At 72.5% G+C, this 26,066-nt stretch carries 21 protein-coding genes; 11 read left to right on the forward strand and 10 right to left on the reverse strand.

Going from position 1 to position 26,066, the window contains the following annotated elements:
• Positions 1–206: 206 nt before the first annotated feature.
• From O7612_RS02405 to O7612_RS02415, 3 genes are read left to right on the forward strand one after another with little or no spacing between them, the layout of a single operon-like run.
• The gene (locus O7612_RS02405) at positions 207–1,718 is read left to right on the forward strand and encodes a sugar transferase (protein ID WP_282270067.1); all 1,512 of its coding nucleotides are present in this window, start codon (positions 207–209) and stop codon (positions 1,716–1,718) included.
• A 40-nt stretch (positions 1,719–1,758) separates the two neighbouring features.
• Complete coding sequence (locus O7612_RS02410) at positions 1,759–2,982, forward strand: histidine kinase (protein WP_282270069.1); 1,224 nt, start codon at positions 1,759–1,761, stop codon at positions 2,980–2,982.
• A gap of 17 nt (positions 2,983–2,999) precedes the next feature.
• The gene (locus O7612_RS02415) at positions 3,000–3,761 is read left to right on the forward strand and encodes a LytTR family DNA-binding domain-containing protein (protein WP_282273767.1); all 762 of its coding nucleotides are present in this window, start codon (positions 3,000–3,002) and stop codon (positions 3,759–3,761) included.
• A 130-nt stretch (positions 3,762–3,891) separates the two neighbouring features.
• Here O7612_RS02415 and O7612_RS02420 read toward each other — a convergent pair whose 3' ends face one another.
• Positions 3,892–5,985, reverse strand: coding sequence for a choice-of-anchor D domain-containing protein (locus O7612_RS02420; RefSeq protein ID WP_282270071.1), 2,094 nt, complete (start codon positions 5,983–5,985; stop codon positions 3,892–3,894).
• A gap of 146 nt (positions 5,986–6,131) precedes the next feature.
• Complete coding sequence (locus O7612_RS02425) at positions 6,132–7,448, reverse strand: hypothetical protein (RefSeq protein WP_282270073.1); 1,317 nt, start codon at positions 7,446–7,448, stop codon at positions 6,132–6,134.
• 374 nt (positions 7,449–7,822) lie between these two features.
• Here O7612_RS02425 and O7612_RS02430 point away from each other — a divergent pair, with 374 nt between their 5' ends.
• The 4 genes from O7612_RS02430 to O7612_RS02445 all read left to right on the forward strand — a co-directional run bounded on the left by O7612_RS02430 (position 7,823) and on the right by O7612_RS02445 (position 12,401).
• Entirely contained in the window at positions 7,823–8,179 is a 357-nt protein-coding gene (locus O7612_RS02430; protein ID WP_282273768.1) for a hypothetical protein, read from the forward strand.
• The gene (locus O7612_RS02435) at positions 8,179–9,819 is read left to right on the forward strand and encodes a cation acetate symporter (protein ID WP_282270075.1); all 1,641 of its coding nucleotides are present in this window, start codon (positions 8,179–8,181) and stop codon (positions 9,817–9,819) included. The genes O7612_RS02430 and O7612_RS02435 overlap by 1 nt, the downstream gene beginning before the upstream one ends.
• A 147-nt stretch (positions 9,820–9,966) precedes the next feature.
• Positions 9,967–10,731: an ABC transporter ATP-binding protein gene (locus O7612_RS02440; protein ID WP_067310440.1), complete on the forward strand. Its 765-nt coding sequence runs from the start codon at positions 9,967–9,969 to the stop codon at positions 10,729–10,731.
• Complete coding sequence (locus tag O7612_RS02445; RefSeq protein WP_282270078.1) at positions 10,716–12,401, forward strand: ABC transporter permease; 1,686 nt, start codon at positions 10,716–10,718, stop codon at positions 12,399–12,401. The genes O7612_RS02440 and O7612_RS02445 overlap by 16 nt, the downstream gene beginning before the upstream one ends.
• Here O7612_RS02445 and O7612_RS02450 read toward each other — a convergent pair.
• Positions 12,385–13,404 carry an EamA family transporter gene (locus O7612_RS02450; protein ID WP_282270079.1) on the reverse strand — a complete coding sequence of 340 codons (1,020 nt, stop codon included), beginning with the start codon at positions 13,402–13,404 and terminating at the stop codon, positions 12,385–12,387. The genes O7612_RS02445 and O7612_RS02450 overlap by 17 nt on opposite strands.
• A gap of 364 nt (positions 13,405–13,768) precedes the next feature.
• Here O7612_RS02450 and O7612_RS02455 point away from each other — a divergent pair, with 364 nt between their 5' ends.
• A complete protein-coding gene (locus tag O7612_RS02455) occupies positions 13,769–14,908 on the forward strand; it encodes a tryptophan dimethylallyltransferase family protein (RefSeq protein ID WP_282270081.1) in 1,140 nt (379 codons plus the stop codon).
• Between the two features lie 19 nt (positions 14,909–14,927).
• The gene (locus O7612_RS02460) at positions 14,928–16,325 is read left to right on the forward strand and encodes a tryptophanase (RefSeq protein ID WP_282270083.1); all 1,398 of its coding nucleotides are present in this window, start codon (positions 14,928–14,930) and stop codon (positions 16,323–16,325) included.
• A gap of 110 nt (positions 16,326–16,435) precedes the next feature.
• On the opposite strand, the gene O7612_RS02465 is transcribed toward O7612_RS02460, so the two are convergent.
• From O7612_RS02465 to O7612_RS02495, 7 genes are all read right to left on the reverse strand, one after another.
• The gene (locus O7612_RS02465) at positions 16,436–16,975 is read right to left on the reverse strand and encodes an ATP/GTP-binding protein (RefSeq protein ID WP_282270087.1); all 540 of its coding nucleotides are present in this window, start codon (positions 16,973–16,975) and stop codon (positions 16,436–16,438) included.
• Between the two features lie 35 nt (positions 16,976–17,010).
• Complete coding sequence (locus O7612_RS02470) at positions 17,011–17,376, reverse strand: DUF742 domain-containing protein (protein ID WP_067310453.1); 366 nt, start codon at positions 17,374–17,376, stop codon at positions 17,011–17,013.
• Entirely contained in the window at positions 17,373–17,804 is a 432-nt protein-coding gene (locus tag O7612_RS02475; RefSeq protein ID WP_282270088.1) for a roadblock/LC7 domain-containing protein, read from the reverse strand. Before O7612_RS02475 ends, O7612_RS02470 begins: the two co-directional genes overlap by 4 nt.
• Positions 17,801–20,194: a nitrate- and nitrite sensing domain-containing protein gene (locus tag O7612_RS02480; protein WP_282270089.1), complete on the reverse strand. Its 2,394-nt coding sequence runs from the start codon at positions 20,192–20,194 to the stop codon at positions 17,801–17,803. The genes O7612_RS02475 and O7612_RS02480 overlap by 4 nt, the downstream gene beginning before the upstream one ends.
• A gap of 408 nt (positions 20,195–20,602) precedes the next feature.
• Positions 20,603–22,516, reverse strand: coding sequence for a GGDEF domain-containing phosphodiesterase (locus O7612_RS02485; protein WP_282270090.1), 1,914 nt, complete (start codon positions 22,514–22,516; stop codon positions 20,603–20,605).
• Entirely contained in the window at positions 22,503–23,126 is a 624-nt protein-coding gene (locus O7612_RS02490; RefSeq protein ID WP_282270092.1) for a sigma-70 family RNA polymerase sigma factor, read from the reverse strand. Before O7612_RS02490 ends, O7612_RS02485 begins: the two co-directional genes overlap by 14 nt.
• Positions 23,123–23,416: a hypothetical protein gene (locus O7612_RS02495; RefSeq protein ID WP_282270094.1), complete on the reverse strand. Its 294-nt coding sequence runs from the start codon at positions 23,414–23,416 to the stop codon at positions 23,123–23,125. Before O7612_RS02495 ends, O7612_RS02490 begins: the two co-directional genes overlap by 4 nt.
• 429 nt (positions 23,417–23,845) lie before the next feature.
• Here O7612_RS02495 and O7612_RS02500 point away from each other — a divergent pair, with 429 nt between their 5' ends.
• Together O7612_RS02500 and O7612_RS02505 are read left to right on the forward strand one after the other, a co-directional pair.
• Positions 23,846–24,544, forward strand: a complete 699-nt coding sequence (locus tag O7612_RS02500; protein WP_282270096.1) for a hypothetical protein — start codon at positions 23,846–23,848, stop codon at positions 24,542–24,544.
• A 283-nt stretch (positions 24,545–24,827) separates the two neighbouring features.
• Positions 24,828–25,910: an NAD-dependent epimerase/dehydratase family protein gene (locus O7612_RS02505; RefSeq protein WP_282270098.1), complete on the forward strand. Its 1,083-nt coding sequence runs from the start codon at positions 24,828–24,830 to the stop codon at positions 25,908–25,910.
• The last annotated feature ends 156 nt before the right edge of the window (positions 25,911–26,066 follow it).

The raw sequence follows: 26,066 nt of genomic DNA on the forward strand, positions 1-26,066 counted from the left end.
GAAGTCGGCCGGTTCCCTCGTCGGCGACGCCAGACGCACGGTCCCTCGGGACCGCGTTTGACCCGCTGCCAGCGTGGGGAGACGGGAACGGTGGGCGACCCGGGTTCCTCACGGCGAGTGAGCGGACCGGGTCATGCGGGAGGACATGGGTTGAGGTGACGACAAGCCTCCAGCGCCCGGTTACCAACACAGGCCGGAGCAAACTCGTGCGGCACGTCGACAGCTTCGAGATCCAGCCGCCGACACCGCCGTCACACAACGGGGTGCCCCGGTCGGCATGGGCTCGCGCCCGTCGTCGGGTGTCCCGCTGGCACCGCCCGTACACGGCGGCGCTGCTGCTGCTCGACTTCGCCGCCGTGGTGCTGGCCGACTGGATCGCCCAGGAGGCGTTCGGTCAGGCGCGGGCCGGCTTCTACAACGCACAGGCCGACCCGACCTGGTTCTACACGGTGGTCTTCCTGCTGGTGCCGCTCGGCTGGCTGGCGGCCCTGTGGGGCAACCGGGCCTACGACCGGCGTTACCTCGGGCTCGGCCCGGAGGAGTACAAGCGGGTCATCCGGGGTGGGGTCGCGGTCACCGCGACCGTCTCGTTCGTCGCCTTCGCCACCAAGACCGACCTGTCGCGTTACACGGTCGGTTTCGCCCTGGCCGGGGCGTTGGTGCTGGTGCTCCTCTTCCGGATCACCGCGCGGTTCGTGCTGCACCGCATCCGGGGTCGGGCCGGGCACGCCGGGCACCGGATGGTGCTGGTCGGCACCCTGCCGGAGTGCCTGGAGGTCTACGTCGCGGTCACCCGCAACCCGGCCGCCGGCCTGGTGCCGGTGGCCATCCACATCACCGACGGGTACGCCGCCGCCCGGGGCATCCAGACCCCCGTCCCGGTGTACGCCGGCCGGGACGTGCTGGCCCTGGTGCGGGAGGTCGGCGGGGACACCATCGCGGTCTGCGGGTCGGCCAGCGCCGAGCCGGGCGAGCTGCGCCGGCTGGCCTGGCAGTTGGAGGGTTCCGGCGTCGACCTGGTGGTCGCCCCGCAGCTCACCGACATCGCCGGCCCCCGGGTGCACATCCGTCCGATCGAGGGCCTGCCGCTGCTGCACGTGGAGGAGCCGACCCTGTCCGGGCCGGCGCTGCTGGCCAAGAACCTGATGGACCGGATCGCCGCCGGGCTGGGCCTGCTGCTGCTGGTGCCGGTCTTCCTGGCCATCGGGCTGGCCATCCGGCTCTCCGACCCCGGGCCGGTCTTCTTCCGGCAGCCCCGGGTCGGCCACGAGGGGCGTACCTTCCGGGTCTGGAAGTTCCGCACCATGTACGTCAACGCCGAGGAGCGGCTGGCCGGTCTGGTCGACCAGAACGAGACCGACGGCATGCTGTTCAAGATGCGGCAGGATCCCCGGGTGTTCCCGGTGGGCCGCTTCCTGCGCGCCTCCTCGCTGGACGAGCTGCCCCAGTTGATCAACGTGCTCTGGGGGGAGATGTCGCTGGTCGGGCCGCGTCCGCTGCCCGCCGACGACGGTGACTTCCTGGGCGACGTCCGGCGGCGGCTGCTGGTCCGCCCCGGGATGACCGGGCTGTGGCAGGTGTCCGGCCGCTCCGACCTGTCCTGGGACGAGGCGGTCCGGCTCGACCTCTACTACGTCGACAACTGGTCGCTGGCGTACGACCTGAGCATCCTGTGGCGGACGGTGGGCGTGGTGCTGGCCCGCAAGGGCGCGTACTGAACCCCTTGGCGTGGCGGCCCGGACAGGCCAGGATCGCGGGGTGGGTGGCAACCTCTCCGCCGTGGTCGGCGTCGTCTCACTGGTGACCGCGCTCGCCGCCGCGCTCTGGGCGGCGCTGCGGCTGCGCGGTCGACGCGGCATCGCCACCGCCACCCAACGGGCCACCTACGAGGTGCTGCACACCGCCGGCCTGGCCGCCGAACCGCTGCGCACCGGGTTGCACCAGGCGGGCGCGGCGAAGGCCGTACGCCATCTGCGGGCGCTGGTGGGGGCGGCCGGGCTGGCGCTGACCGACGCCGACACGCTGCTCGCCCTGGACGGGCGCGGCGGGCACCACGGCGACCAACTGCTCACGGCGGCCCGGCGGGTGGCCGAGACCGGCCGGTCGACCGTGCTGGGCGAGTCGGAGCTGCACTGCGACCGGGTGGACTGCCTGGTCCGGGGAGCGGTGGTGGCCCCCCTGTCGGCGGACGGCCGGGTGGTCGGGGCGCTGGTCGCGGTGGCCGACGGGCCGCCCGCGCCCGGCCTGGTACAGGCCACCCTGGAGACCGCGCACTGGGCCGGCAACCAGCTCTCGCTGGCCGAACTCGACTCGTCGCGGGAGCGGCTGGCCCGCGCCGAGATCCGGGCGTTGCGGGCGCAGATCAGCCCGCACTTCATCTACAACGCGCTGACCGCGATCGGGTCCTTCGTCCGCACCGATCCGGAACGGGCACGGGAGCTGATCCTGGAGTTCGCCGAGTTCACCCGTTACTCGTTCCGCGCGCACGGGGAGTTCACCACCCTCGCCGAGGAGTTGCGTTCCATCGACAGGTACCTGACCATCGAACGGGCCCGGTTCGGGGACCGGTTGCAGGTGCGGTTGCAGATCGCCCCGGAGGTGCTGCCGGTGACCCTGCCGTTCCTCTGCCTCCAACCGTTGGTGGAGAACGCGGTACGACACGGGTTGTCGCGCAAGCCCGGTACCGGCATGGTGAGCATCGAGGCCCGGGACGCGGGCGCGGAGTGTCACATCACGGTGGAGGACGACGGAGTGGGTATGGACCCGGCCACCCTGACCGCGGGAATCGCCGAGCTGACCCGGGCCGGCAGCGACCCGACCGACGACCCGGGCCAGCACGTCGGCCTCTCCAACGTCGACGAGCGGCTCCGCTCGGTCTTCGGCGACGGGTTCGGCCTGGTCGTGGAGACCGGCCCCGGCTCGGGCACGAAGGTGAGCCTGCGCATTCCGAAGTTCCACCCGGGCGTACGGGCCGGCGCGTGAGCGAGCGGGCCGGCACGGTGAACGCGGCCGGGTTCCTGCGGGTGCTGGCGGTCGACGACGAACCACCGGCGCTCGACGAGCTGGCCTACCACCTACGGGCCGACCCCCGGGTGGCCCGGCTGCACACCGCCGGGGACGCCACCGAGGCGTTGCGGGTGCTGCGGGACACCGACGTGGACGTGGTCTTCCTGGACATCCGGATGCCCGGCCTGGACGGCATGGAACTGGCCCGGGTGCTGCGGCGGTTCGCCCGGCCCCCCGCGATCGTCTTCGTCACCGCGTACGACGACGGCGCGGTGGACGCGTTCGACCTGGGCGCCACCGACTACGTCCGCAAACCGGTACGCGCCGAACGGCTGGCCGAGTCGCTGCGCCGGGTGATGGGCTCCCGGGTGGTGCCGTCGCACCCGGCGGCGCTGGCCCGCGCCGAGGACGACCCGACGATCCCGGTGGAGCTGGCCGGGACGACCCGGATGCTGCCCCGCTCGGCGGTGCGCTGGGTGGAGGCGCAGGGCGACTACGCGCGGCTGCACACCGCCGACGGTTCGCACCTGGTCCGGGTGTCGCTGGCCACCCTCGCCGAACGCTGGGCGGACGCCGGTTTCGTCCGCATCCACCGGTCGTACCTGGTGCAGTTGCGGCTGATCGCCGAGCTGCGTCTGGTCAACTCGGGGTACGTGGTGCTGATCGACGCCGCCGAGCTGCCGGTGAGCCGCCGGCACACCCGGGAGCTGAAGGACAAGCTGGTCCGGGCCGCCAAACAGGACTGGAACCGCTGACCTCCGGGCCGGCGGCCCGGCACCCGCCGGGCAGCGGCGACGGGCCGGTGTGGACGGCACCGCCGTGGCGGGAGACGACAGGGGGCGCCCCGACCGAGGTCGGGACGCCCCCACGTGCTCGTCCCCCGGGCTAGCCGACGGAGTGCGCCGACCAGCCGCTGCCGGCCACCGCCGGCTTGCCGGCCCGCCGGCTACCGGCCGCCGTGCCCGCGTACACCTGGAACGTGCCGGTCACGTCGGCCACCAGGTGGGTGCGGCCCGACAGGTTGTCGATGTAGAACGCATCCTGCGGGCCGAGCACCCCGAGCACCCCGTTGGAGACGACCTGACCCGGCGCGGGGTTCAGGTTGCTGGCGTTCGGCTTCGCCCGGCCGGTGTCGGCGGGCCAGACGGTGACGACCGTGTTGGTCGTCGGCGCGACCGCGGTGACGTTCATCGCCAGCACCTGGGTCGCGTCGGTCAGCATCGCGGCCGGCGCGGTGACCTTCCCCGCCTCGTGCGCCCCGAGCGCCGTCGGCAGGCCCTGCCCGATCCGGCTGTCCACGATCCGGGTCGGGCTCATCGGGGTGAACCGCATGCCGTCGACCTCGGTGCCGTCGTCGACCACCCCGACCAGGTCCACCACGATGTGCGTGGTCGCCGAGGTGTAGAAGCGGTAGCGGGCCGCGCCGGTAGCACCGTTGCAGCTCCCCTCCGGGCAGGGCATCGTCTTCACGTACGCCAGGTTCGGCACCACCTTGCCCGCCCCGTAGTTGACGGTGGACGCGTTGGGCCGGGGCACCTCGCCCGACCAGCTGGTGAGGAAGCCGGCCTGCTGCGGGTTCACCGCCGTGATGTTGAGGATCAGCCCCTTGACCTTGGGGTTGTAGGCGTGGAAGTCGATCCAGGCGTTGAACTCGCCCCCGGCGGGGATCAGCCCGCGGGTGCGGGTGTCCATCACCCGGTACGGCTCGTACCACTGCACCTGACCGCCCATGCCGCGCTCGAAACTCATGCTCTCGTCCCCGGCGTAGAAGCCGATCACGTCGATCACCACGTCGGTCTCACCGTTGCGGTTGTAGACCGACACGGCGCCGGTGGTGCCGAGCTTGACGGTGGTGTTGTTGGAACCCAGCCACCCCTTGGCGAAGTTGATCGTGGAGGCGGTCGGCAGGGCCTCCCCGGCCGGGTGGACGGTGACGAAGCCGTTCGCCGTGGGGCCGATGACGGTCACGTTCAGCACCACCGCGCCGATGCCGTTCCTCGGCAGCGTGTCCCGGCCGGCGACCTGGAGGAAGGCCGTCCGCCCGGCACCGATCTTGCCCTTCACCGTGCCGTTGCCGGTACGGGTGTCCATGATCCGGGTGGGCGTGGTCATCGGGTAGTAGGTGCCGACCACGCTGCGGATCGCCGACACCTCGACCGGAATGGTCCAGTGGCCGGTCGAGCTGTTGTCCGGCAGGCGCAGCGCCGCGACGAAGCTGCCCGGTGTCGTCGCCTTCGACACCACCGTCACCGTGCACTCGGCTCCCGCCGTGAGCGTCCGGCCCGCGCAGGTGTCGGCGGTCACCGCGAACTTCGCGGCGTGCTCCCCGGCGATCCCGGCCGCCCCGAAGGTGCTGGGCGTGCTGCCCAGTGCCCGCACCCGCACGGTGCGACTGCGCTGCTCGGCGACGTCCACCGAGCCGAAGTTCAGCCGGCCCGGGTCCGCCACCGGGGCCACGTAGTCCACCGCGGAGTTCCAGCGGAGCTCCCCGGTCATCATCTCGACGTCCCGGTCGCAGCGGAACTCGTACGAGGCGGCGAAGGCCGTCATCAGCCCGGTGTCCGCGTCGCGGGCCACCTCCCGGACGGTGATCGACCCGCTGCCGTAGGCGCAGCCGTTGCCGGCCGTACTCATGTCGAACAGCGCCTCACCGGCGGCCCGGCCGGCACGGACGGTCGGATACGTCTGGCCGGCGGTCCAGGTCTGGCCGGCGGGTGCCGCGGTGTCGATCCGGACGTACCGGTCGGGCAGGATCGCGGTGAGCCGGAGCCAGTCCCCGGCGCTGGCCGCCGCGTCCATGGTGGCGTTGGAGCTGTCGTAGACGGCGGACCCGGAGACCGGGGTGGGCTCGTGCAGTCCCAGATTGACGGTGAGGACGGTGTACGGCGCGGCGGGCGCGGCGAGCGCCACCCCCGGCAGGACGGCGAGCGCACAGGCCCCGGCAACGCTCATGCCGAGTAGCGCGCGAAAGATTCGCATGATTACCCCGTGGAAGAAGGAAGAAGGAAAGCCGGTGGACCGCACGGCACCGTCGCCGGTCAGCGGCCCTCGGCCGGCGGTTCGGTGAGAGGCGAGAGCGCCCCGACCTGACGGTCGGGGCGCTCTGCGGTGTTACCGGATGACGGTCAGCGCCGGTTGGCGGAGGGAACCGCGTCCGACTTGGCCGTCTTGGCCTGCGCCGTCTTGGCCGCGGCCGGGGCCGGGTAGTAGAACGTGCCGACCACGTCAGCGACCAGGTGGGTGCTGCCGGAGAGGTTGTGCACGTTGAACGCGTTGTTCGGGCCGATGACGCCGAGCACGCCGTTGGAGACGACCTGGCCCGCGTACGGGTTCAGGTTGCTCGTGTCGGGCTTGCCGATGCCGTCGAAGTCCGCCGGCCAGGTGGTGACGACCGTGTTGTTGGTCGGGGTGACGGCGGTGACGTTCATCGCCAGCACCTCGGTGTCCGGGGTGACCAGCGCGTCCGGCGCGGTGACCTTGCGGACCCCGCCCGCCGGGATGGCACCGGAGATGCCCAGGTTGGAGCGGCTGTCCACGATCCGGGTCGGGCTCAGCGGCGCGAACCGCATGCCGTACGGGGACTCGCCGTCGTCGACCACGCCGACCAGGTCGGTCAGGACGTGCGACGCCTGCGAGGTGTAGATCTTGAACTTCGGCGCACCGGGGGTGCACCAGTTGTACTGCTCGGTGCCGGTGCAGGGGGTGGTCTGCACGAAGGACAGGTTCGGCACGTTCTTGCCGGCGAGGTAGTTCACCGTCGACGCGGTCGGCCGGGCACCCGCACCGGACCACGCGGTGAGGAAGCCGGACTTGGCCGGCGAGACGGCGGTCAGGTTGAAGACCAGCGACTTGACGTGGGTGTTGTAGTCGTCGCCGAAGTCGAGCGAGTATTCCAGCACCTGACCGGCCGGGGGCTTGCCCTCCGGGTCCTGCCGGGTGTCCCAGAGCCGCTCCGGCAGGTACCACTCGTACTGGCCGCCGTTGCGGTTGGTGAGGGTGTCGTCGCCGGCGTAGAAGCCAACCACGTCCACGATCACGTCGGTCGAACCGCTGTTGTTGAAGACCGAGACCTGGCCACCCGCGCCGAGCTTCACGGTGACGTTGTTGGAGCCCAGCCAGTCCTTGGCGAAGTTCACCGAGGAGGCGGTGGGCCGGGACTCGCCGGTCGGGTAGGCGGTGAGGAAGCTGGCGGCGGTGGGACCGGTGACGGTCACGTTCAGCACGACCGCGCCGACGCCGCTGGCCGGTACGCCACCACGGCCGGCGACCTGGAGGTCGACCTTCTTACCCGCGCCGATCTTGCCGGCCGGGGCGCCGACACCACTGCGGGTGTCCAGCAGCCGGGCCGGGGCGACCGGGTAGTAGGCACCGGTCACGTCGTCGAGGGCCGCCGTCTTCTGCAGCGGCGCGGAGACCGGAGCCGCGGAAGCCGTACCCGGCACCACGGCCAGTGCACATGCTCCGGCGAGAGTGACGCCGAGGATAGTGCGAATTTTGCGCATAGAGACCCCGTGTTCGAAGAGGAAAGGATTGGCCGCCCCAGCGTAGGGGCCTGGATCAATGCCGGCAAGGCCGATACAGATGATCTCCGGGTGACGTTTCGGTTAGGACAAAGCGGACGTCGCGCCGTCTTCCCGCTCGGCATCGCGCCGTCATCCACAGGGCGGGCGTGTTGTCCACAGGTTGTCCACAACCCCCGGTGGACGACACTTGACAATCGGGCCGGGCCGGCGAGACTGCCCGGGTGACCGCCCACGACGATCCCGGACCGACGCCGCGGCCCGCCGGGCCACCGGCCCCCCGGCCGGGCGGCCGGGTGCGGATCGTGCTGGCCGGCGTCACCCGGCGGGACACCCGGGCCGACCACACCCGCACCGAGCTGGCCCAGCAGACCCGGGTCGGCGAGGCGCTGGTCCGGGGCCTGGTCCGGGCGCAGCTCACCCTCGCCCTACGGATGAGCCTGCTGGTGCTGATCGGGCTGGGCGGGCTGCCCTGGCTGTTCGCCATCGCGCCTCCGGTCGGCCGGGTCACCGTGCTCGGCGTCAACCTGCCCTGGCTGCTGCTCGGGGTGGTCTCCTTCCCCTTCCTCATCGCCGTCGGCTGGGCGTACGTGTGGCTCGCCGAACGCAACGAGCAGGACTTCGTCGACCTCGTCCAGCGGCCGGAACGCTGATGGGCAACGGGTACGTCGTCCCGGCGATCGTCGCGGTCACCCTGGTCACCGTCGGCATCGGCTTCTACGGCCTGCGGCTGGCCCGGACCACCTCGGACTTCCTGGTCGCCTCCCGGACGGTCAGCCCGACCTGGAACGCCGCCGCCATCGGCGGAGAATACCTGTCCGCCGCGAGCTTCCTCGGCATCGCCGGACTGGTCCTCAAGTACGGCGTCGACGTGCTCTGGTACCCGGTCGGTTTCGCCGCCGGCTACCTGGCGCTGCTGCTCTTCGTCGCCGCCCCGCTGCGCCGCTCCGGCGCGTTCACCCTGCCCGACTTCTGCGAGCTGCGGCTCGGCTCCCGCCGGCTGCGCACACTGGCCACCGTCTTCGTCATCTTCATCGGCTGGCTCTACCTGGTGCCGCAGTTGCAGGGCGCCGGGCTGACCCTGGCCACGGTGGCCGGCTCGCCGTACCCGGTGGGGGCGCTGCTGGTCGCGGCGGTGGTCACCGCCAACGTGGCGCTGGGCGGGATGCGGGCGATCACCTTCGTGCAGGCCTTTCAATACTGGCTGAAGCTGACCGCGCTCGCCGTACCCGCGATCTTCCTGGCCCTCCAGTGGCAGGCCGACGCCCGCCCGGCGGTGACCCCGCCCGACGGGCCGGCGTTCCGCACCGCGACCACCGTCGTGGTCGAGCACCGGGCGGCCCTCACCTTCGCCGACGGCACCATCCGGGAGGTACGCCCCGGCGACACGCTGAGCTTCGCCGCCGGTGACCCGGTGCCCGAGGTGTCCGGGGTCGCCACCGGGGCGGCCGACTGGCTGCTGCCCAGCGCCGCCGGGGACGACGACCGGGGCCTGTTCGCCACCTACTCGCTGATCCTGGCCACCTTCCTCGGCACCATGGGGCTGCCGCACGTGCTGGTGCGCTTCTACACCAACCCCGACGGGGCGGCGGCCCGCCGGACCACCCTGGTGGTGCTGGCCCTGGTCGGCGTCTTCTACCTGCTGCCCACCCTCTACGGCGTGCTCGGTCGGATCTACACCCCGCAACTGCTGGTCAGCGGGCAGACCGACGCGGTGGTGGTGCTGCTGCCGGAAGCGGCGCTCGGCACCGGAGCCACCGGCCGGCTGCTCGCCGCCCTGGTCGCCGCCGGGGCGTTCGCCGCCTTCCTGTCCACCTCGTCCGGGCTGCTCACCAGCGTCGCCGGGGTGATCTCCACCGACGTGCTCGGGCGCGGCTCGGTGCGTGGCTTCCGGCTGGCCACGGTGATCGCGGGCGGGGTGCCGGCGGCGCTCGCCCTGAACGTCTCCGGGCTGGACGTCTCCCAGGTGGTCGGGCTGGCGTTCGCGGTCGCCGCGTCCAGCTTCTGCCCGCTGCTGGTGCTCGGCATCTGGTGGCGGGGGCTGACCGACATCGGCGCGGCGGCCGGGGTGCTGGTCGGCGGTGGGGCGGCGATCGGCGCGGTGCTGGTCACCGTGCTCGGGCCGCCGCTGTCCGGCTGGCCGGCCACGCTCACCACGCAACCGGCGGCGTGGACGGTGCCGCTCGCCTTCACCGTGATGATCGCCGTGTCGGTGGCGACCCGACGCCGTACCCCGGTCGACGTCGGAGCCACCATGCTCCGGCTGCATGCGCCCGAGTCGCTCCGTTCCTGATGGTTCGTCCCTGGTGCCGGGTCGCGCCCGTCACCCGGCCCGGCCGGTGCCGGACGGTCCGTCACCGGCCGCCGTCCGTCCCGGGGATGAGCCGGGATCGTCCTCCAGCGGGTGCGGTCACCCGTCCGGCCCGGATACGGTCGTCGTATGACTGGTGAACACCCTGCGCTGGCGCTCCGTGGCCTGGCCAAGCAGTTCGACGGCAAGGTGGCGGTCGCCGGGGTGGACCTGGCCGTCCCCGCCGGCTCGTTCTACGGCCTGCTCGGCCCGAACGGCGCCGGCAAGACCACCACCCTGTCGATGGCCGTCGGGCTGCTCCGCCCCGACCACGGTCAGGCCTGGGTGCTGGGGCACGACGTCTGGGGCGACCCGGTCGAGGCCAAGCGGCTGCTCGGCGTCATGCCCGACGGGGTCCGGCTGTTCGACCGGCTCAACGGGGCGGAGCTGCTGGCGTACCACGGTCTGCTGCGCGGCATGGACCCGGCGGTGGTCGACCAGCGGGCCGCGGAACTGCTCGACGTGCTGGCCCTCACCGACGCCGGTCGGACCCTGGTGGTCGACTACTCGGCCGGCATGAAGAAGAAGATCGGCCTGGCCTGCGCGCTGCTGCACGGCCCCCGGCTGCTGGTGCTCGACGAGCCGTTCGAGGCGGTCGACCCGGTGTCGGCGGCGCTGATCCGCGACATCCTGCACCGGTACGTCGTCGGCGGCGGGACGGTGGTCTTCTCCAGCCACGTGATGGAGGTCGTCGAGCGGCTCTGCTCGCACGTGGCGATCCTCGCCGAGGGCACCATCAAGCGGGTCGGCACCCTCGCCGAGGTGCGCGGCGACCGTTCCCTGGAGGACGTCTTCGTCGAGGTGGTCGGCGGCCGGACGGCGACCGGTGAGGAGCTGGCGTGGCTGTCCCGGTGACCCCGGCCGAGCCGGTCCGCGCGGTCTCCCCGCGTCACTTCGTCCGGCTCAAGCTGCGGGTGATGGGCAACAACTTCCGGGGCCAGAACTGGCGGGTCGCGCTCTTCGTGGTCGGGGTGCTGGTCGGGCTCTGGTTCGCGGCCGGCGGGTTCCTGATGTTCGCCGCCCCCGGCTTCGCCGACGAACCCCGGTACGCGGTGATGGCGGCGGCGTTCGGCGGCGGGGTGCTGGTCCTCGGCTGGCTGCTGCTGCCGCTGGTCTTCTTCGGCGTCGACGAGACCCTCGACCCGGCCCGCTTCGCGCTGCTCCCGCTCACCCGCCGCACCCTGGTCACCGGCCTGTTCGCGGCGGCGCTGGTGAGCGTCCCGGTGTTCGCGGTGCTGATCGCCGTGGCCGGGCTGGTGGTCAGCGCCGCGCTGCTCGGTGGCGCGGCGGCCGGTGTCGTCGCCGCCCTCGGCGTGCTCGCCGGGGTGCTGCTCTGCGTCGCCGCCAGCCGCGCGGTGACCAGCGCGTTCGCCACCATGCTGCGGTCCCGCCGGGTACGCGACCTGGCCGCCGTACTGCTGGCGGTGGTCGCCGCCTCGCTCGGCCCGTTGCAGCTCGTGGTGCTGGCCGCGGTCCGCACCGCCGACTGGGACCGGCTGGTCGGGGTGGCCCGGATCGTCGGCTGGACCCCGTTCGGGGCACCCTGGACGATCGGCCTGGACGTGGCCGAGGGCCGGGCCTGGGCGGTACCGGTCAAGCTGCTGATCACCGCGGCGGCCATCGTGGTGCTGCTGTTCTGGTGGTCCCGGTCGCTGGAGTCGGCGATGGTCGGCGCGGCCGGCACCGCCCCGCAGAAGGCCCGACGCACCCCGACCGGCGGCGCGGTCGCCCAGCTCTTCCCCCGGGCCGTCGGCTGGACCCGCCGGGACCGGTTCGGCGCGCTGGTGGCCCGGGAGTGCCGCTACTGGTGGCGGGACGCCCGACGGCGGGCCAACCTGATCACCGTCGCGGTGGTCGGGATCTTCGTGCCGGTGATGGTCAACCTCGGCGGCGCGGGCTTCACCGCCGGCGCGGAGGGCTTCGAGTCCGCCGGGGATCCGTCGCCGGTGCTGCTCAGCATCTCGATGCTCTTCGTCGGGGTGCTCGCCTCGGTGACCCTGGCCAACCAGTTCGGCTTCGACGGCAGCGCCTACGCGGCGAACGTGGTGGCCGGGGTGTCGGGCCGGCTGGAGCTGCGCGCCCGGATGGCCGCCTTCTCCGTGTACGTGCTGCCGATGCTCGGCGTCGTCGCCCTGGTCATCAGCGCGGTGCTCGGTCGGCCGGAGTGGTTCGGGGTGGCGGCGGGCGCGCTGCTCGCCGCGTACGGGGCGGGCCTGGCGATCAACGGGTTCATCTCGGTGCTCGGGGCGTACTCGCTGCCGGAGACGAGCAACCCGTTCGCGATGAACAGCGGTTCCGGGATCGCCAAGAGCATGCTCACCCTGCTGTCGATGGTCGCCTCGGCGGCGGCGGCCGTACCGATGGTGGTGGCCGCCGGGCTGCTCGGCGACGGCTGGCTCTGGCTGGCCCTGCCGGTCGGCGCGGCGTACGGGGCCGGGGTGGCGCTGCTCGGGGCGTACCTGGCCGGGGACGTGCTGGACCGCCGGATGCCGGAGCTGTTGTCGGCCGTCACGCCCCGCCGCTGACGCCGGTCGGCGGGGAGCCCGGTTCCCGTCGCGGGGCGGGGGCGACAGGCTGCCGGGGTGGGGCTGGTCGCGCGGTATCCGCGCCGTCGCGGCCGACCACCGCCAGCCCGGCGACGATCGTCGCCATGCCGAGGAGGGTCCACCCGGTGGCCCGCTCGCCGAGGACGAAGATGCCGAGCGCGCTGGCCGTCAACGGCTCGGCGAGCCCGATGGCGGTGGCCGACGACACCGCCGTGGTCTTCAGGCCACGGATCCACACCAGGTACGGCACGGCCGTCGCGCCGATGCCGAGCCACAGGGCGACCCCGATGCCGTTCCAGGAGGCCAGCCACCCGAAGTCCTCACCCGCGGAGACGGCGACGATCGGCAGGCAGGCGAAACCGAAGAAGGTGCCGACCACCACCCGTCCGTCGACCCCACGGGACAGCAGCATCCGGCCGACGACCGTGTAGGTCGAGTAGGCGGTTGCGGCGGCCAGCGCGTACAGCACTCCGGAGAGGCGGACCACCACCGTGCCGCCGGGGACGGAGAGCAGCGCCAGCCCCGCGACGGTCAGCGCCGTCCCGGCCGTCCAGGCCCTACTGAGCCGCTCCTTGATCAGCAGTCCGAGCAGGCCCGTGATCAGGGGGGCGCTGCCGATCGCGATCAGTGTCCCGGTGGCGACGCCCGTGCTGCGGACGGCAGAGAAGAACAGCCCCTGGTAGGCGGCGACCGAGCTGACCCCGATGGTGGTGAGCCACCAGGTGGCGCGGGTCCAGCAGGCGGCCATCCCGGCAACCCCGCCGGCCAGCGCCCAGGTCAGCAGGACCAGACCGCCCGTGCAGAGTCGTACGGTGGCGACGCCGAGCGCGGAGGACTGCGGCGCGAGGGCCTGCGAGGCGCCGGTGGTGCCCCAGAGCACGGCGGCGACCAGCACCAGGAGGGTGCCCTGCCGGCCGGCGTCGGCGAACCGGTCGGCCCGCCGCTGGGCGGTGGCGTGGGAGGGTGCGGTGGAGTGGTCCATGTGGGTGCCCGCCTGTGGTGTCCGCGCGGTCGAGGAGATCGCGCACCTGCCGTACCTGCGACACCCTGCCTGACCCTCGGTGGATATGACAAGCACGCACGGTTGCCGGTCGCTGCCGTCGGGTGGTGGTCGGGTGGTCGATGTGGACGGTCGGTTGCTGAGTGGTGACTCGGGGAAACCGTGCGCGCAGAGCTGCCGGCGACGTGCGGTAACGTGTCGTTTACGCCACTCTCGGTGATCAAGGGGGGTGATTTGTCATCCTCGATCTTGTTATGTCGTTGCAAGTTGTGACTGATCTTGACCTTATTGCGAAATGATTCCTAAAGTCTCTTTCGATTGGTCGGCTGATCGGGAGAGATGACTGATGGACGAGGCGTCCCTTTCCGATCACCTGCGCGACCAGTTGCGACGCCTGTGCGGGGCCGTCGGGACCGGCGCGGCGGAGCCGCTGGAACTGCTGGAGAGCCTGCTCGGCCCGGCCGGTCAGCAGCCGTTGTCGGCCCCGCCGCCCTGGCCGTCCAACGTCGCCGACGACCACACCCCCGTCGAGTTCTCCGTCGCCTTCAGCCCCACCGAGCCGCCGACGGTGCGGATCCTCGGCGAGACGCTGGGAGCGCCACCCGGCCGGTTGGCCAACATGCTCGCCACCCAGCGGTTCCTGGACACCCACGCACACCGTGCCGGACTGTCGACGTCCCGGCTGGACTCGGTGCGGGACCTGTTCGCCACCCGCGACCCGCAGGGCGTGTTCGCCCTCTGGTGCTCGCTGGTGTTCCGCAACGGCCGGCGACCGGAGTTCAAGGTCTACCTCAACCCGGAGCTCAGGGGGGTGGACCGCGCACCGAGCCTGGTCTCCGAGGCGCTGCACCGACTCGGGCTGGGCCGGTCCTACCAGGCGATGCTCGACTACGGCATCCGGCCGGGGGAACTCGGCCACCGGGACCGGTTGACCTTCTTCGCCCTCGACCTGCACGACAGCACGCAGGCGCGGGTCAAGCTCTACCTGACCCATCACGACGTCCAGGTGCGGGACGTCGTCCGGGCGGCCGGCGTGGTCGACGACGCCGACGCCAGCCGGCTCGCCGAGTTCTGCGCGATCGCCGGTGGCGACCGGACCCGGTTCGTCGGCCTCCCCCTGGTCGGCAGCTACACCCTGGTCGAGGGGGTCGACCGGCCCGTCGGCTACAGCCTCTACGTGCCGATCCGGGGCTACGTCGACGACGACGAGGAGGCGTACGACCGGGTGGTCGCCGTGCTGGACCGCTACGGGTTCGACCGCGCCGTGCTGGACCGGGCGCTCGCCGCGGTGGCCCGTCGGCCGCTGCGCGACGGTGTCGGGCTGATCCCGCACCTGTCGCTGCGGCTGGGCGCACCCCGGCCCGGGGTGACCGTCTACCTGTCCGCCGAGGCCTACCAGGTGCGTCCGCCGGCCCGCCACCGGTTCTCGCTCGACGGCGCGACGCTGACGACCCCGACCGGCCGGACCGGAGCGGGACACCCCTGAATCCCCCGAGGAGCGAGCTGTGGTCGTGGACGCGCACAAGATGCTGCCCCCGTACCGGATCAAGGTGGTCGAGCCGATCCCCTTCCTGAGCGAGCAGGAGCGGCGGGCGGCCCTGGCCGGGGCGGGATTCAACCCGTTCAACCTGCGCGCCGACCAGATCACCGTCGACCTGCTGTCGGACTCCGGCACCGGTGCCACCTCGGCCGCGCAGGAGGCCGCCGCCGCGCTCGGCGACGAGTCGTACGCCGGGGCACGCTCCTGGTTCCGGTTCCGCGACGAGGTCCACGACCTCACCGGGTACCCGCACATCCTGCCGGTCCACCAGGGACGGGCCGGCGAACGCGTGCTCTTCGGCAGCCTGCTGAAGCCCGGCCAGCTCTGCCTCAGCAACACCCACTTCGACACCACCCGCGCCAACGTCGAGCTGGCCGGCGCCGAGCCCCGGGACCTGCCCTGCCCGGCCGCGTCCGACCTCGACAGCCCGGAACCGTTCAAGGGCGACATCGACCTCGACGCGTTGGCGGCCACCCTCGGCGGCCCGGAGCGGGACCGGGTCGGCCTGGTCCTGATGACCATCACCAACAACGGGCTCGGCGCGCAACCCGTGTCGGTCGCCAACCTCACCGCCGTCCGTGACCTGTGCCGTCGGCACCGGGTGCCGTTCTTCCTGGACGCGGCGCGGTTCGCCGAGAACGCCTGGCTCGTCGGGCAACGGGAGCCGGGCTACGAGGACTGGACGCCACGGCAGATCGCCACCCACACCTTCGGGCTCGCCGACGGCTGCGTGGTGAGTCTCAAGAAGGACGGTCTGTCGGCGATCGGTGGGCTCATCGGGCTGCGCGACGACGACGTGCACGCCCGGTGCGAGGCGAACCTGATCGCCACCGAGGGGTTCTCCACCTACGGCGGACTGGCCGGCCACGATCTCGAACGGCTGGCCCAGGGGCTGCGGGAGGTGGTCGACCCCCGGTACCTGGCGGCGCGGGCCGCCTCCACCGCCCGGCTGGCCCGGCTCATCAACGAGGCGGGGGTGGACACCGTCGCACCGCCCGGCATCCACGCCCTCTACCTCAACGCTGGCCGGTTGCTGCCCCACCTGTCGCCGCAGGAGTTCCCCGGTCACGCCCTCGGCTGTCAGCTCTACCTCGACGGCGGTATCCGCTGCGCGGAACTGGGTTCGCTCTACCTCGGCGGGATGGACGACCAGCACCGGCTGGTCACCCCGGCCCCGTTCGAGCTGGTGCGGCTGGCCGTCCCGCGCCGGGTCTACACCGACACCCACCTCGACTACGTGGCGGCCGTCCTCGCCGACATCGCCAAGGAACCCGAGCGGGTTCCCGGCTACCGGGTGGTCTCGTCGCCACCCCTGCTGCGCCACTTCAAGGTGCGGCTGGCACAGCTCCCCCGGAAGCGGTGAGCGACCGGGCGGTGGCGGCCCGGCGGCCGGTCGGGGCGGCGCGGCCCAGGCGGTCGGCCGGCGGCCCGGTGGCCCGGCGGCCCGGTGGCCTGTCGGCCCGGCGGCGGGGCTCAGGCGGTCGCGGGCAGCCGGGACAGCGCGTGCCGGACCAGCTCGATCAGCGCCTGCTTGCTGGAGGCCCGGTCGCGCGCGTCGCACCACAGCAGCGGCACGGTCGGGTCCAGCTCCAGCGCGGCGCGGATCTCCTCCTCGGTGTAGGGGCACTCGCCGTAGAACCGGTTCACCGCGGCGACGAAGGGGATGCCCCGGCGCTCGAAGTAGTCGACGGCAGGGAAGCTGGTGCCGAGCCGGCGGGTGTCCACCAGCACGATCGCGCCCACCGCGCCCTGGGCCAGCTCGTCCCAGATGAACCAGAACCGGTCCTGCCCCGGCGTGCCGAACAGGTAGAGCACGACGTCGTTGCTGATGGTGATCCGCCCGAAGTCCAGCGCGACCGTCGTGCTCGTCTTGCCCTCGATCCCGGTGATGTCGTCCACGCCGACGCTGGCCTGGGTGAGGACCTCCTCGGTGACCAGTGGCGGAATCTCGCTGACCGAGCCGACCAGGGTGGTCTTGCCGGTGCCGAAGCCGCCCGCCACGACGACCTTCACCGATTTTCGATCCACGTGGTATCAGTCCCTCTTGTCTAGATCCGCTGAAGTCCGGCGAGCACCGTCTCCAGCAGCCAGCGGTCGGCGATCTTCTCCTGTGCCGGCGAGCCGATGTCCAGGAACCCCTGCTCGTGCAGCACGTCGACCATCACCTTGGTGATGGTCAGCGGGCGGTGCAGGTAGGCGCCGATCTCGGCGATGGAGATCCAGCCGTTGCACTGGTGGAGGATGTCCCGGTACTCCAGCTCCAACCGGCTCGGATCGGCCGGCAGGGCGATCACCTGGGTGGCCAGGTCCAGGCTGGTGTTCCGGGGGCTGGTGCGGCCGTTGACGAGGATGTACAGCGGCACGAGCCGGCCGGCCTCCGCCTCGTCGTCGCCGTCCCACACGTCGTAGGTCATAGCTTCGATCCTGGTCGATCGACGAGTGCCCCGCTGTCCAGCCGGGCCTCCGAGCCGAGGTAGTCGCCGATCCGGGTCACCAGGCGGCTCATCTCGTACGCGACGGTGCCCATGTCGACGGACTGCTCGCAGAGCACCGCCAGTCGGGCGTTCTGGCCGGCGGCGGCGACGAACAGCGTCCGTCCCTCGTACTCGATGATCACCTGTTGCACCGGCCCGCTGTCGAAGCGCCGGCCCATCCCCGCCGCGATGCTGTGCAGGGACGACGCGCCGGCGGCCAGCAACTCCCCGGCGTCCTGCGGGAGTGACGTGGATTTCTGCACGATCAACCCGTCGGTGGACAGGACAACCGCGTAGACAACGTCAGGAACCTCCACCAGATCGTCGAGGATCCAGGTCAGATCGTTCTGCGATGCCGAGTGGGTCATACATTCCTGCCTTGGTCGTCTCTGCTGGCTGAGTCCCCGTTTTTCGCCGCCCGGCCAGCGGCCCAGGCCCGTTGGTACTTGGTGAACCGGTCCCGGGCCTCCTCGGGGGACCGGGTGGTCGTCGCCACGTCCGGCTTCTGGCCGGTCAGGCCGTCCTCCCGCAACTCGGGGGCGAGGTGTTGCTGCGGCCGGCGGTGCGGCAGCGGCGGCCGGTCGGCGACCTGGGGGGCGGCCGGGCCGCCACGGACCGCGCCGCGCTGTGCCGGAACGTCGGTCATGGTGCCCCCGGTGCGGTCAGCCCGTCGATCGCCGGACGGGTCGGCCGCTGCCCGGACCGGTCCGCCCGCTGCCGTCGTCGCCATCGCGGTGGGCCGGGCACCGGCGGCGGGGTGCAGCTCCCGCCGGCCGTTGCCGGCCGGCAGCACCGCGCCGAGACCGGGGCGCGACATCGCCGTGGCGACGGCACCGAGGGGTACGACGCCGGGGTCGGTGCGGTCCAGGTCACCGGTGAACGGGTCACTGGCGATCACGCGGTCGGGCAGCAGCACGATCGCCAACAGGCCGCCGTACGCCGAGGCGCGCAGGCTGACCTGGATGCCGTCGCGCTTGGCCAGCTCGGCCACCACGTGCAGACCGACCTGGGCACCGTCCTTGAGCGCCGTCACGTCCGGGGTGGGCGCCGTGGCGAGCAGCTCGTTCGCCTGCTCCAGGGCGTCCGCCCGCATGCCGACGCCGGCGTCCTCGATCTCCACCGCGATGCCGCGCTTGACCTCGATGCAGGTGACCCAGACGGTGGTCTCCGGCGGGGAGAACGTCAGCGCGTTGTCCAGCAGCTCGGCCACCAGGTGGACGGTGCCGGCCACCGCCGGGCCGACGACCGCCACGTCGGGCGCGCTGCGCAACGTGATGCGCTGGTACTGCTGGGCCTCCGCGAAGGCCGCCAGCAGCACCCTGCGTACCGGCACCGGGTTCTGGAAGCGCCGGCCGATCTGACCGCCGGCCAGGATGACGAGGTTCTCCAGGAAGCGGCGGGTCTGGGTGAGCTGGTGGTTGATGTCGAAGAGTTCCGCCAGCAGCTTCTCGTCCCCGATCCGGTTCTGCAGGTCCTCGATGACCTTCAGACCACGCTGCAACGGCCGCTGCGGGCGGCGCGCGACGCCCATCAGCATCGCGATACCCGCCGCCCGGGTCTTCGCCTCGTCGACGGCCGCGCCCGCCGCGGCCTGCAACGAACGGTTGATGACCTCCGCGACCCGGCCGATCTCGTCGCTGCCGTACTCCGGCAGGGGTAGTTCGGCGGCGAGGTCGACCTTCTCCCGGCGGCGGAGCCGGTCCATCATGGCCGGTAGTTTCTGGTCGACCACCGCCTCGGCGTCGCGGCCCAGTTGGGCGAGGCGGACCGACAGCGCCCGGTCGACCAGGATCTGCGACTGGCGGATCGCCCAGATGATCGCGGCGATGACGACGAGCAGCGCGACCAGACTGCCCAGGGAGGCGGTCAGCAGCTGGGTGTTGCCGGTGCGCAGCGTGCGGGCCGAGACCTTGTCGGCCTGGACGACGGTCAGGTTGATCAGGTCGTCGGAGACCTGCCGGGTGAGGGTTTCCCACTGGGTCCGGTTGAACGACAGCGCACGGGGTGCGCCGGAACGCCACGGTCCGTTGCTGACCACAGCCTTCTCCGCCGCGACGAGTTCCCGCCAGGCGCTGCTCGCGGTGATCGCGGCGAAGCGCTCGCGGGCCTCCGGCTCCAGGTGCGGCGCGACGTTGCCCAGGCCGGCGTGGTACGCCCCCACCAGGCTGACGAACTCGAGATGGTCTTCGGAGCTGAGCGTACGGGCACCGAACGCGCCGTCGATGGTGGAGCCGGCGCGCGACATCAGGTCACTGGCGCGGAAGGCCTCGGTCGCCGCGATGCCCCCCTGGGCGGCGGTGGCGTCGGGGACGATTCTCGCCTGGGTGTCGAACAGGCCGGTGGCGGCGTCGAGCAGCCGGTTGTAGAAGTCGTAGACCCCCGAGCCGTTGGCCGACCGGGAGTCGATGGTGCTCCGCACGCTCGGCAGCTCGTCCAGCAGGCCGGCCAGTGTCCTCCACCGCGACACGATCGAGTCCGGGGCGTTGGCCAGCGCGGAGTCGGCGACCGGCCGGAGGGCGGCCACCCGCTGGTCCGTCTGCTGCCGTTGCTCGATCAACCGGCCCAGGTCCCGGGAGGGCTGGGTCAGGTAGCTCACGCTCAGCCGCCGCTCCTGCTGGATCGAGGAGAGCGCCGAGACCGCCGGGATCGACACCTGCCGGACGCTGTTGGCGACCTGACGGTTGTAGAAACCCTGGAAGATGAGATAACCGGAGGCGACGAGCCAGACGACCAGGGCGACGACACTGGGAATGAGCACCAGCCTGATCACGCGGCGTTTGATTGACTGCGGTCGACCGGCACGTCCACCGGGAGTCGTCGGTGGAGCCTGATCGTCTGAGGCGCGGCGCGGGTCTTCGCGGTCGGCCTGTTTGTGCGCCAAGTCGTCGTATCCAATCCTGGTCAAGCCAAAGACACCAGACGTCGACGCCACTGGCCGACGCCGATGTGTGCCAACCTTACCGTCTGTCCGGTCCCGCGCCCGGCCGTGATTCGCCGACGGTGCACGGTTCCGTCCCCGCCGCGCAGGTCAGAGATCGATTCGGGAGTTGACCGACACGCCCGGTGGCGGGGGCGCCCCGGCGGTGACCGCCCGGCGTCCCCACCCGCCCGGCTCACCGGTCGACGTCGGGCGTGGGGCCGCCGGACGCCCGCCGCCGGCCCCCGCTCAGCCCATGGCGGTGTACTGCGGCGGCAGCCGTAGTTCGAGTTCGACCGTCTGGACCTGGTGTTTCGGGCTCACCGCGATCGGCTCGGGCCGCCCGGTCCGGTAGCCCTGGGCGAAGTCGACATCCCAGCTCCGCAGCAGTTCGAGTGTCGCGTCGTCCTGCACGTACTCGGCGGCGACGTGGATGCCGAGGGTGTGGCACAGCTCGGTCAGCTTCGACACGACCGCCTGGTCGGCCGGCGAACGACAGAGGTTGACGACGAACATTCCGTCGATTTTCACCAGGTCGACCGGGAGGTATTTCAAATGGGCGAGAGCGCCGTATCCCGTACCGAAGTCGTCGAGTGCCAGGTGGCAACCGGCCTGCCGGATCCCGGTGGCGAAGGCCAGGGCCTCGTTACGGTTCTCGACGAGGGCGGTTTCGGTGATCTCAAAGGTCAGACACTCCGGCTTGACCCGGTGCCGACGGATCGCCTCGTTCACGAAATCGAGCAGCCCCGGGTCGGCGAGTGACTTACCGGAAACATTGATCTGGTAATGGGAGGTCTGGGCACCGCGGCCGATCAGTGCCAGGGCGTGGTCGATGACCCACTTGTCCACGGCGAGAATCTCGCCGACCCGTTCGGCCATGTCGAGGAACGCCCAGGGTGCGGTCGGCTCCCCGATGTCGTTGCGCACCCGGAGCAGGATCTCGTGCCGGGTCACCTGGTTGAGACGCAGGTCGACGATGGGCTGGGCATAGAGGGTGAACCTGTCGGCCGACACCGCCCGGCGGACCCGGGAGCGGCAGCGGGTGGCCCGGTCGACGGCGGCGACCGGCTGGTCGAGGACCCCTACCCCGGTGGCGCTGCGACGGGCGTCGCGGGCCGCGTGCTCACCGTCGACGAGGAGGTCGAACCCGGTGTCGGGGACGTCGCTGCCGAAGTGCACCACGCCCGCCCAGGTGTTGAGGCGCAGGGTCCTGCCGCGGACCCCGAACAGGTGCCGCCGGAACGTGTCGACGAGCGTGTCGGCCAGCGTCCCGGCGGTCTCCGGGCACCCGTCGGCGCTGCCGAGCAGCACCCCCCACAGGCCGGAACCGACCAGGCCGCAGGTCGCCCCGGCGCCGACGGTCGTCCGCAGGAGCCGGGCGATCGCCGCCGCCAACTCGTCGTGGTCGTCGTCGGTGAGGGCGTCGGGCAGCCGGGTGGCCGGTTCGGTGGCCACGACGACGAGTGCCCCGCCGGTGCTCCGGCGTGCCCGGTCCACCTCGTCGATGAGGTAGCTCCGGGTGGGCAGCCCGGTCACGGTGTCCGGCACGGCCAGGTCGACGCAGAGCATCCCGTCGCGGACGGCGATCCGCCGCCGCTCCTGCCGGGCCAGCTCCAGCGCGGTGACGTCCTCTCCGGTCGCGATGATCCCCGACGCCCGGCCGGCGGCGGTGAGGATCTCCAGGTGGCAGCGGACGTGCCGGACGCTGCCCCCCGGATGGACCACCCGGAAGACGATCTCGTCCGGCCGGCCCCGTTCCCACGTCGCCCGGACGGCCCGCCGGACCCGGTCCACGTCCGCCGGGTGCACGAGCCGCAGCAGCGTCTCCGGGGTGAGGCGGAGCGTCCCGGGAGCCTGCCCGAAGATCATCGCCATCTCGTCCGACCAGCACAGCCGGCCCGGCCCGTGCCGCCGGCCCGCACCGGCCGTCCAGGTGATGGTGCCCTGCTTGGCTGACTGCGCGGCGCGGGAGACCCGGGTCGCCTCGTCGACGTCCCCGGTCAGCGGGTCGTAGAGGTCGCTGTCGACGAATATCCGGTGTCCGTCGGCGAGCGCCGCGTCGTAGCGCCCCTGCGCGGTCCGGGCGACGCGGCGGGCGCGGGCCAGTTCGAGCGGACCGGGCCGGCTCGCCTCGGCCAGCGCCAGGACGTCATCGAGATCCACGGCTTCCCCCCTGTCGCCGGCCGCCGTCCGGACCCGGGTAGCCGGCCTCCTCGGCCAGCTCGCGCAGCCTCCTGCGGGCCGCGACCTTGTAGGACCGGACGCTGTTCTCGGTCAGCCCGAGGAGCCGGGCGATCTCCGGGTTGGAGAAGCCCTCCCGGTCCATCTGGAACACCTCGGCCTGCCGGGCGGGAAGCTGGTGCAACCAGCTCCGTAACGCCTCCTGCGCCTCCCACACGTCGGCGATGTCGGGCTGCGGCGTCGGCGGCAGGTCCTCCGGCGCGACCGCGGCCTCACGCTGACGTCGGTGGCGGTCCTTGCGGATCTTGTACCGGGCGGTGACGATCACCCAGCCGATCGGCTTGGCGTAGTCGCGCAGCTTGTGCCACTGGACCCGCCCGTGCAGGTACGCCTCGTTGAGTGCGTCCTCGACCACCTCCCGGTCCGGGCACTCGGCCCGGAGGATCCGCTCCACGGTGTGGTACGAGTCCTCCGCGAAGGCGGCGAACTCCCGGTCGTGCTCGGCCTTGAGGCGGGCGGCGTCCGCCTGGCGCAACGCCTCCCTGCCGGCCGGCTCGGGGATCAGGGCCGCGGTGCCCTCGACCTCGATCATGCGGCCTCCCCCGGGGTCTGGCACCGCGGCCCGCCGCACCCGCCCAGCTCGACCGCACGGTGCCCGTCACGGTCACGCTCCACGATCCGCACCGTGTCGTGTCCGGTCGCGGCCAGCCCCACCAGCCCGTTCATCCGGGCCGCGGTGCGTGTCGAGGCCTCGCGTTCCGCTGACAGCCGGGTCCGGTGCGTGAGGTAGGCCCTCGTCGACCCCGCCGCCGCGGCGGCCATGGCCAGGGTCATGGCCACCACCTCGGGGTCGGAGAGCGTCTCCGCCAGCGCTTCGTTCATCGTTCTCCCTCGTCGCCCTCGCTCTGACAATTACTATCCGTGGCGGCGGGGAAAAGTAGATACCGCACTGTCCACAATCTTTCTAGAGATCGATGATCAAGCGGTTAGCCTGCCTATACAGCGAAAAGTCATGCATGTGGCACGCTGGGCGACGGGCTTCGGTCGGGTCCTCGCGGCAACCCACCGCCCAACATGACTACTCGCAGTCATGTATATGTCACCTCTGCGGGCCGTCGGTCCACCACCGTCGAGGGCGTGCACGGCTGGTCCGCACCTTTCCCGGGTACGAGGGAAACCGGCGGGGGGTCCTGGGCGTCCAGACGGTGCCGGGGCAATCACCGCCGGCCTGAGAGCACAGTGGACGATCCCGCTGTGCGGGCACAGTGGACGAGTCCGCGCACCCGCGCGGGAAGGTGGATGGAGCACAGCATGGTGAAGGTGAAGTGGGTTGTTACCCCGGTGGCGATGCTGGCGTGCCTCGGGACGCTGGTGGCCTGCGGGGAAGGTGCCGGGAAACCCACCGACGCCGCGTCCGGGACCGGCACGCCGTCGGCCACCGCGACCCCCTCCGGCCCGGCGACGACGGCCGCCCCGACGACGGCACCGGCGACGACGGCACCGTCGTCCAGGCCCACCGGGAAGCCGTCGGCCACCGCCGGGGCGGCCACCCCCGTGCTGTCCGGCAAGCGGGAGGTCACCATCGTCCGGGTGCAGTCGACCGAGTCCGGCGTGTCGATGGACGGCGGCACCCTGGTCGAGGTCGACGACGACAGTGGACGCCAGCTGTTCGTGCCGACCCCGACCGGGGGCGGCAAGTACCTGATCAAGTCGTACGGCCGGCGCGACAACCACCCCGCCAGCGACGACCCGGCCTGCTGGCAGGTGCTCAACCCCGGTGACGGCGGGCCGCTCACCGTCGAGGGGGCGGTCTGCGACGCCCGCAAGCCGACCCAGCAGTTCACCATCACCAGCAAGGGCAAGGGCGCGTACGCGATCAGCAACGCCTCGGCGTTCCTCCAGTTCTCGCCCAGTCGGGGCCTGATCCTGGAGGAGTTGGGCGACGCGCCGCTGCGCAGCACGTTCCGCCTGGTCGACAACGGTCCGGCCCGCACCCCGGCGGGTGGCTGACCCGACCGGGCAGCGCACGCCGACGCCCACCCAGCGCAGGGTGGGCCTCGGCCGCTGGTCCGGGGCGGGAATCGGCGGCCGGTCCGGGTCGGGGGTCGACGGGCCTGGACGGGTCGGGTGTGGGCCGGCGGTTCGGGTCGGGTGTGGTCCGGCACGGTCCGGGGCGGGAATCGGCGGCCGGTCCGGGAATCGGCCGCCCGTTCGGAATGGGTGTCGGCCTGCGGGACGGGGGTCGGCCTGCGGGACGGGATTGGAGTCGGGCGCAGCGGGTACCGCAGGCGGCATGCGGATCGTGATCGTGGGGGCCAGCGGCAACGTGGGCACGGCGGTGCTGCGGCGGCTGGGCCGGGAGCCGGGACTGGACCTGGTCGGCGTCGCCCGCCGGCTGCCCGGCCCGGACGCCGGCACCCCGTACGACGGGGTGCGCTGGCACTCCTGCGACGTCGGAGCGCCCGGCGCGGTCGACACCCTCACCGCGATCTTCGCGGGGGCCGACGCGGTGGTGCACCTGGCCTGGCAGATCCAGCCCAGCCACGACCAGCGCACGCTGCACCGGACCAACGTCGGCGGCAGCCGCGCGGTGACCGAGGCCACCGTCCGGGCCGGCGTGCCCGCCCTGGTGTACGCCTCGTCGGTCGGCACCTACGCACCTGGTCCGAAGGACCACCCGGTCAGCGAGCGGTGGCCGGCGACCGGGGTGCCCGGTTCCTCGTACAGCCGGGACAAGGCCGAGGTCGAGGCGATGCTGGACACCGTCGAGGCCGACCACCCACGGCTCCGGGTGGTCCGGCTGCGCCCCGGACTGATCTTCCAGCGGGACGCGGGCACCGAGATCACCCGGTACTTCCTCGGGCCGCTGGCCCCGGTGGGCCTGCTGCGGTACGGGCGGATTCCGCTCGTACCGGCCAACCGTCGGCTCCGGATGCAGGCGGTGCACGCCGACGACGTGGCCGACGCGTACGCGCGGGCGGTCCTCGGTGACGCGCGCGGCGCGTTCAACGTCGCCGCGGATCCGGTGCTGACCCCGGAGCTGGTGGCCCGGCACTTCAAGGGCTGGACGGTGCCGGTGGCCGCCCCGGTGCTGCGCGCCGCCGCGGCGCTGACCTGGCGGCTCCGGCTGCAACCGGTGGACGCGGGTTGGGTCGAGCTGGGGCTCGCCGCGCCGTTGATGTCCAGCGCGCGGGCCGAGACCGAACTCGGCTGGCAGCCGCAGGTCGACGCGGTGACCGCACTGCGGGACCTGTTCGCCGGGATGGCCGACGGTGCCCACACCGCCGGACCGCCGATGTCCGGTGTCGCCGACCTGCCCGGCCGTCCCGCCGGGCTGCTCCGGGGCCGCGTCCCCGGCCAGGGCGACCCCTACTGACCGACGACACCCCGCCCCCGGCTCGTGCGCGTCGGGCTTGTGCGCGCCGGGCTCGTGCGCGTCCGGCTTGTGCGCGCCGGGCTCGTGCGCGCCTGGCTCGTGCGCGCCCGGCTTGTGCGTGCCGGGCTTGTGCGTGCCGGGCTTGTGCGCGTCGGG

Origin of the sequence: Micromonospora sp. WMMD987, from assembly GCF_029581435.1 — a bacterium.
Taxonomy (GTDB): domain Bacteria; phylum Actinomycetota; class Actinomycetes; order Mycobacteriales; family Micromonosporaceae; genus Micromonospora; species Micromonospora rifamycinica.

What these genes read in the sequence shown, in the direction of transcription:
- O7612_RS02420 (WP_282270071.1), bottom strand. Translation starts at nt 5,985, where the DNA reads ATGCGAATCTTTCGCGCGCTACTCGGCATGAGCGTTGCCGGGGCCTGT.
- O7612_RS02435 (WP_282270075.1), top strand. Translation starts at nt 8,179, where the DNA reads ATGGGCAACGGGTACGTCGTCCCGGCGATCGTCGCGGTCACCCTGGTC.
- O7612_RS02440 (WP_067310440.1), top strand. Translation starts at nt 9,967, where the DNA reads ATGACTGGTGAACACCCTGCGCTGGCGCTCCGTGGCCTGGCCAAGCAG.
- O7612_RS02450 (WP_282270079.1), bottom strand. Translation starts at nt 13,404, where the DNA reads ATGGACCACTCCACCGCACCCTCCCACGCCACCGCCCAGCGGCGGGCC.
- O7612_RS02455 (WP_282270081.1), top strand. Translation starts at nt 13,769, where the DNA reads ATGGACGAGGCGTCCCTTTCCGATCACCTGCGCGACCAGTTGCGACGC.
- O7612_RS02470 (WP_067310453.1), bottom strand. Translation starts at nt 17,376, where the DNA reads ATGACCTACGACGTGTGGGACGGCGACGACGAGGCGGAGGCCGGCCGG.
- O7612_RS02475 (WP_282270088.1), bottom strand. Translation starts at nt 17,804, where the DNA reads ATGACCCACTCGGCATCGCAGAACGATCTGACCTGGATCCTCGACGAT.
- O7612_RS02490 (WP_282270092.1), bottom strand. Translation starts at nt 23,126, where the DNA reads ATGATCGAGGTCGAGGGCACCGCGGCCCTGATCCCCGAGCCGGCCGGC.
- O7612_RS02495 (WP_282270094.1), bottom strand. Translation starts at nt 23,416, where the DNA reads ATGAACGAAGCGCTGGCGGAGACGCTCTCCGACCCCGAGGTGGTGGCC.
- O7612_RS02500 (WP_282270096.1), top strand. Translation starts at nt 23,846, where the DNA reads ATGGTGAAGGTGAAGTGGGTTGTTACCCCGGTGGCGATGCTGGCGTGC.
- O7612_RS02505 (WP_282270098.1), top strand. Translation starts at nt 24,828, where the DNA reads ATGCGGATCGTGATCGTGGGGGCCAGCGGCAACGTGGGCACGGCGGTG.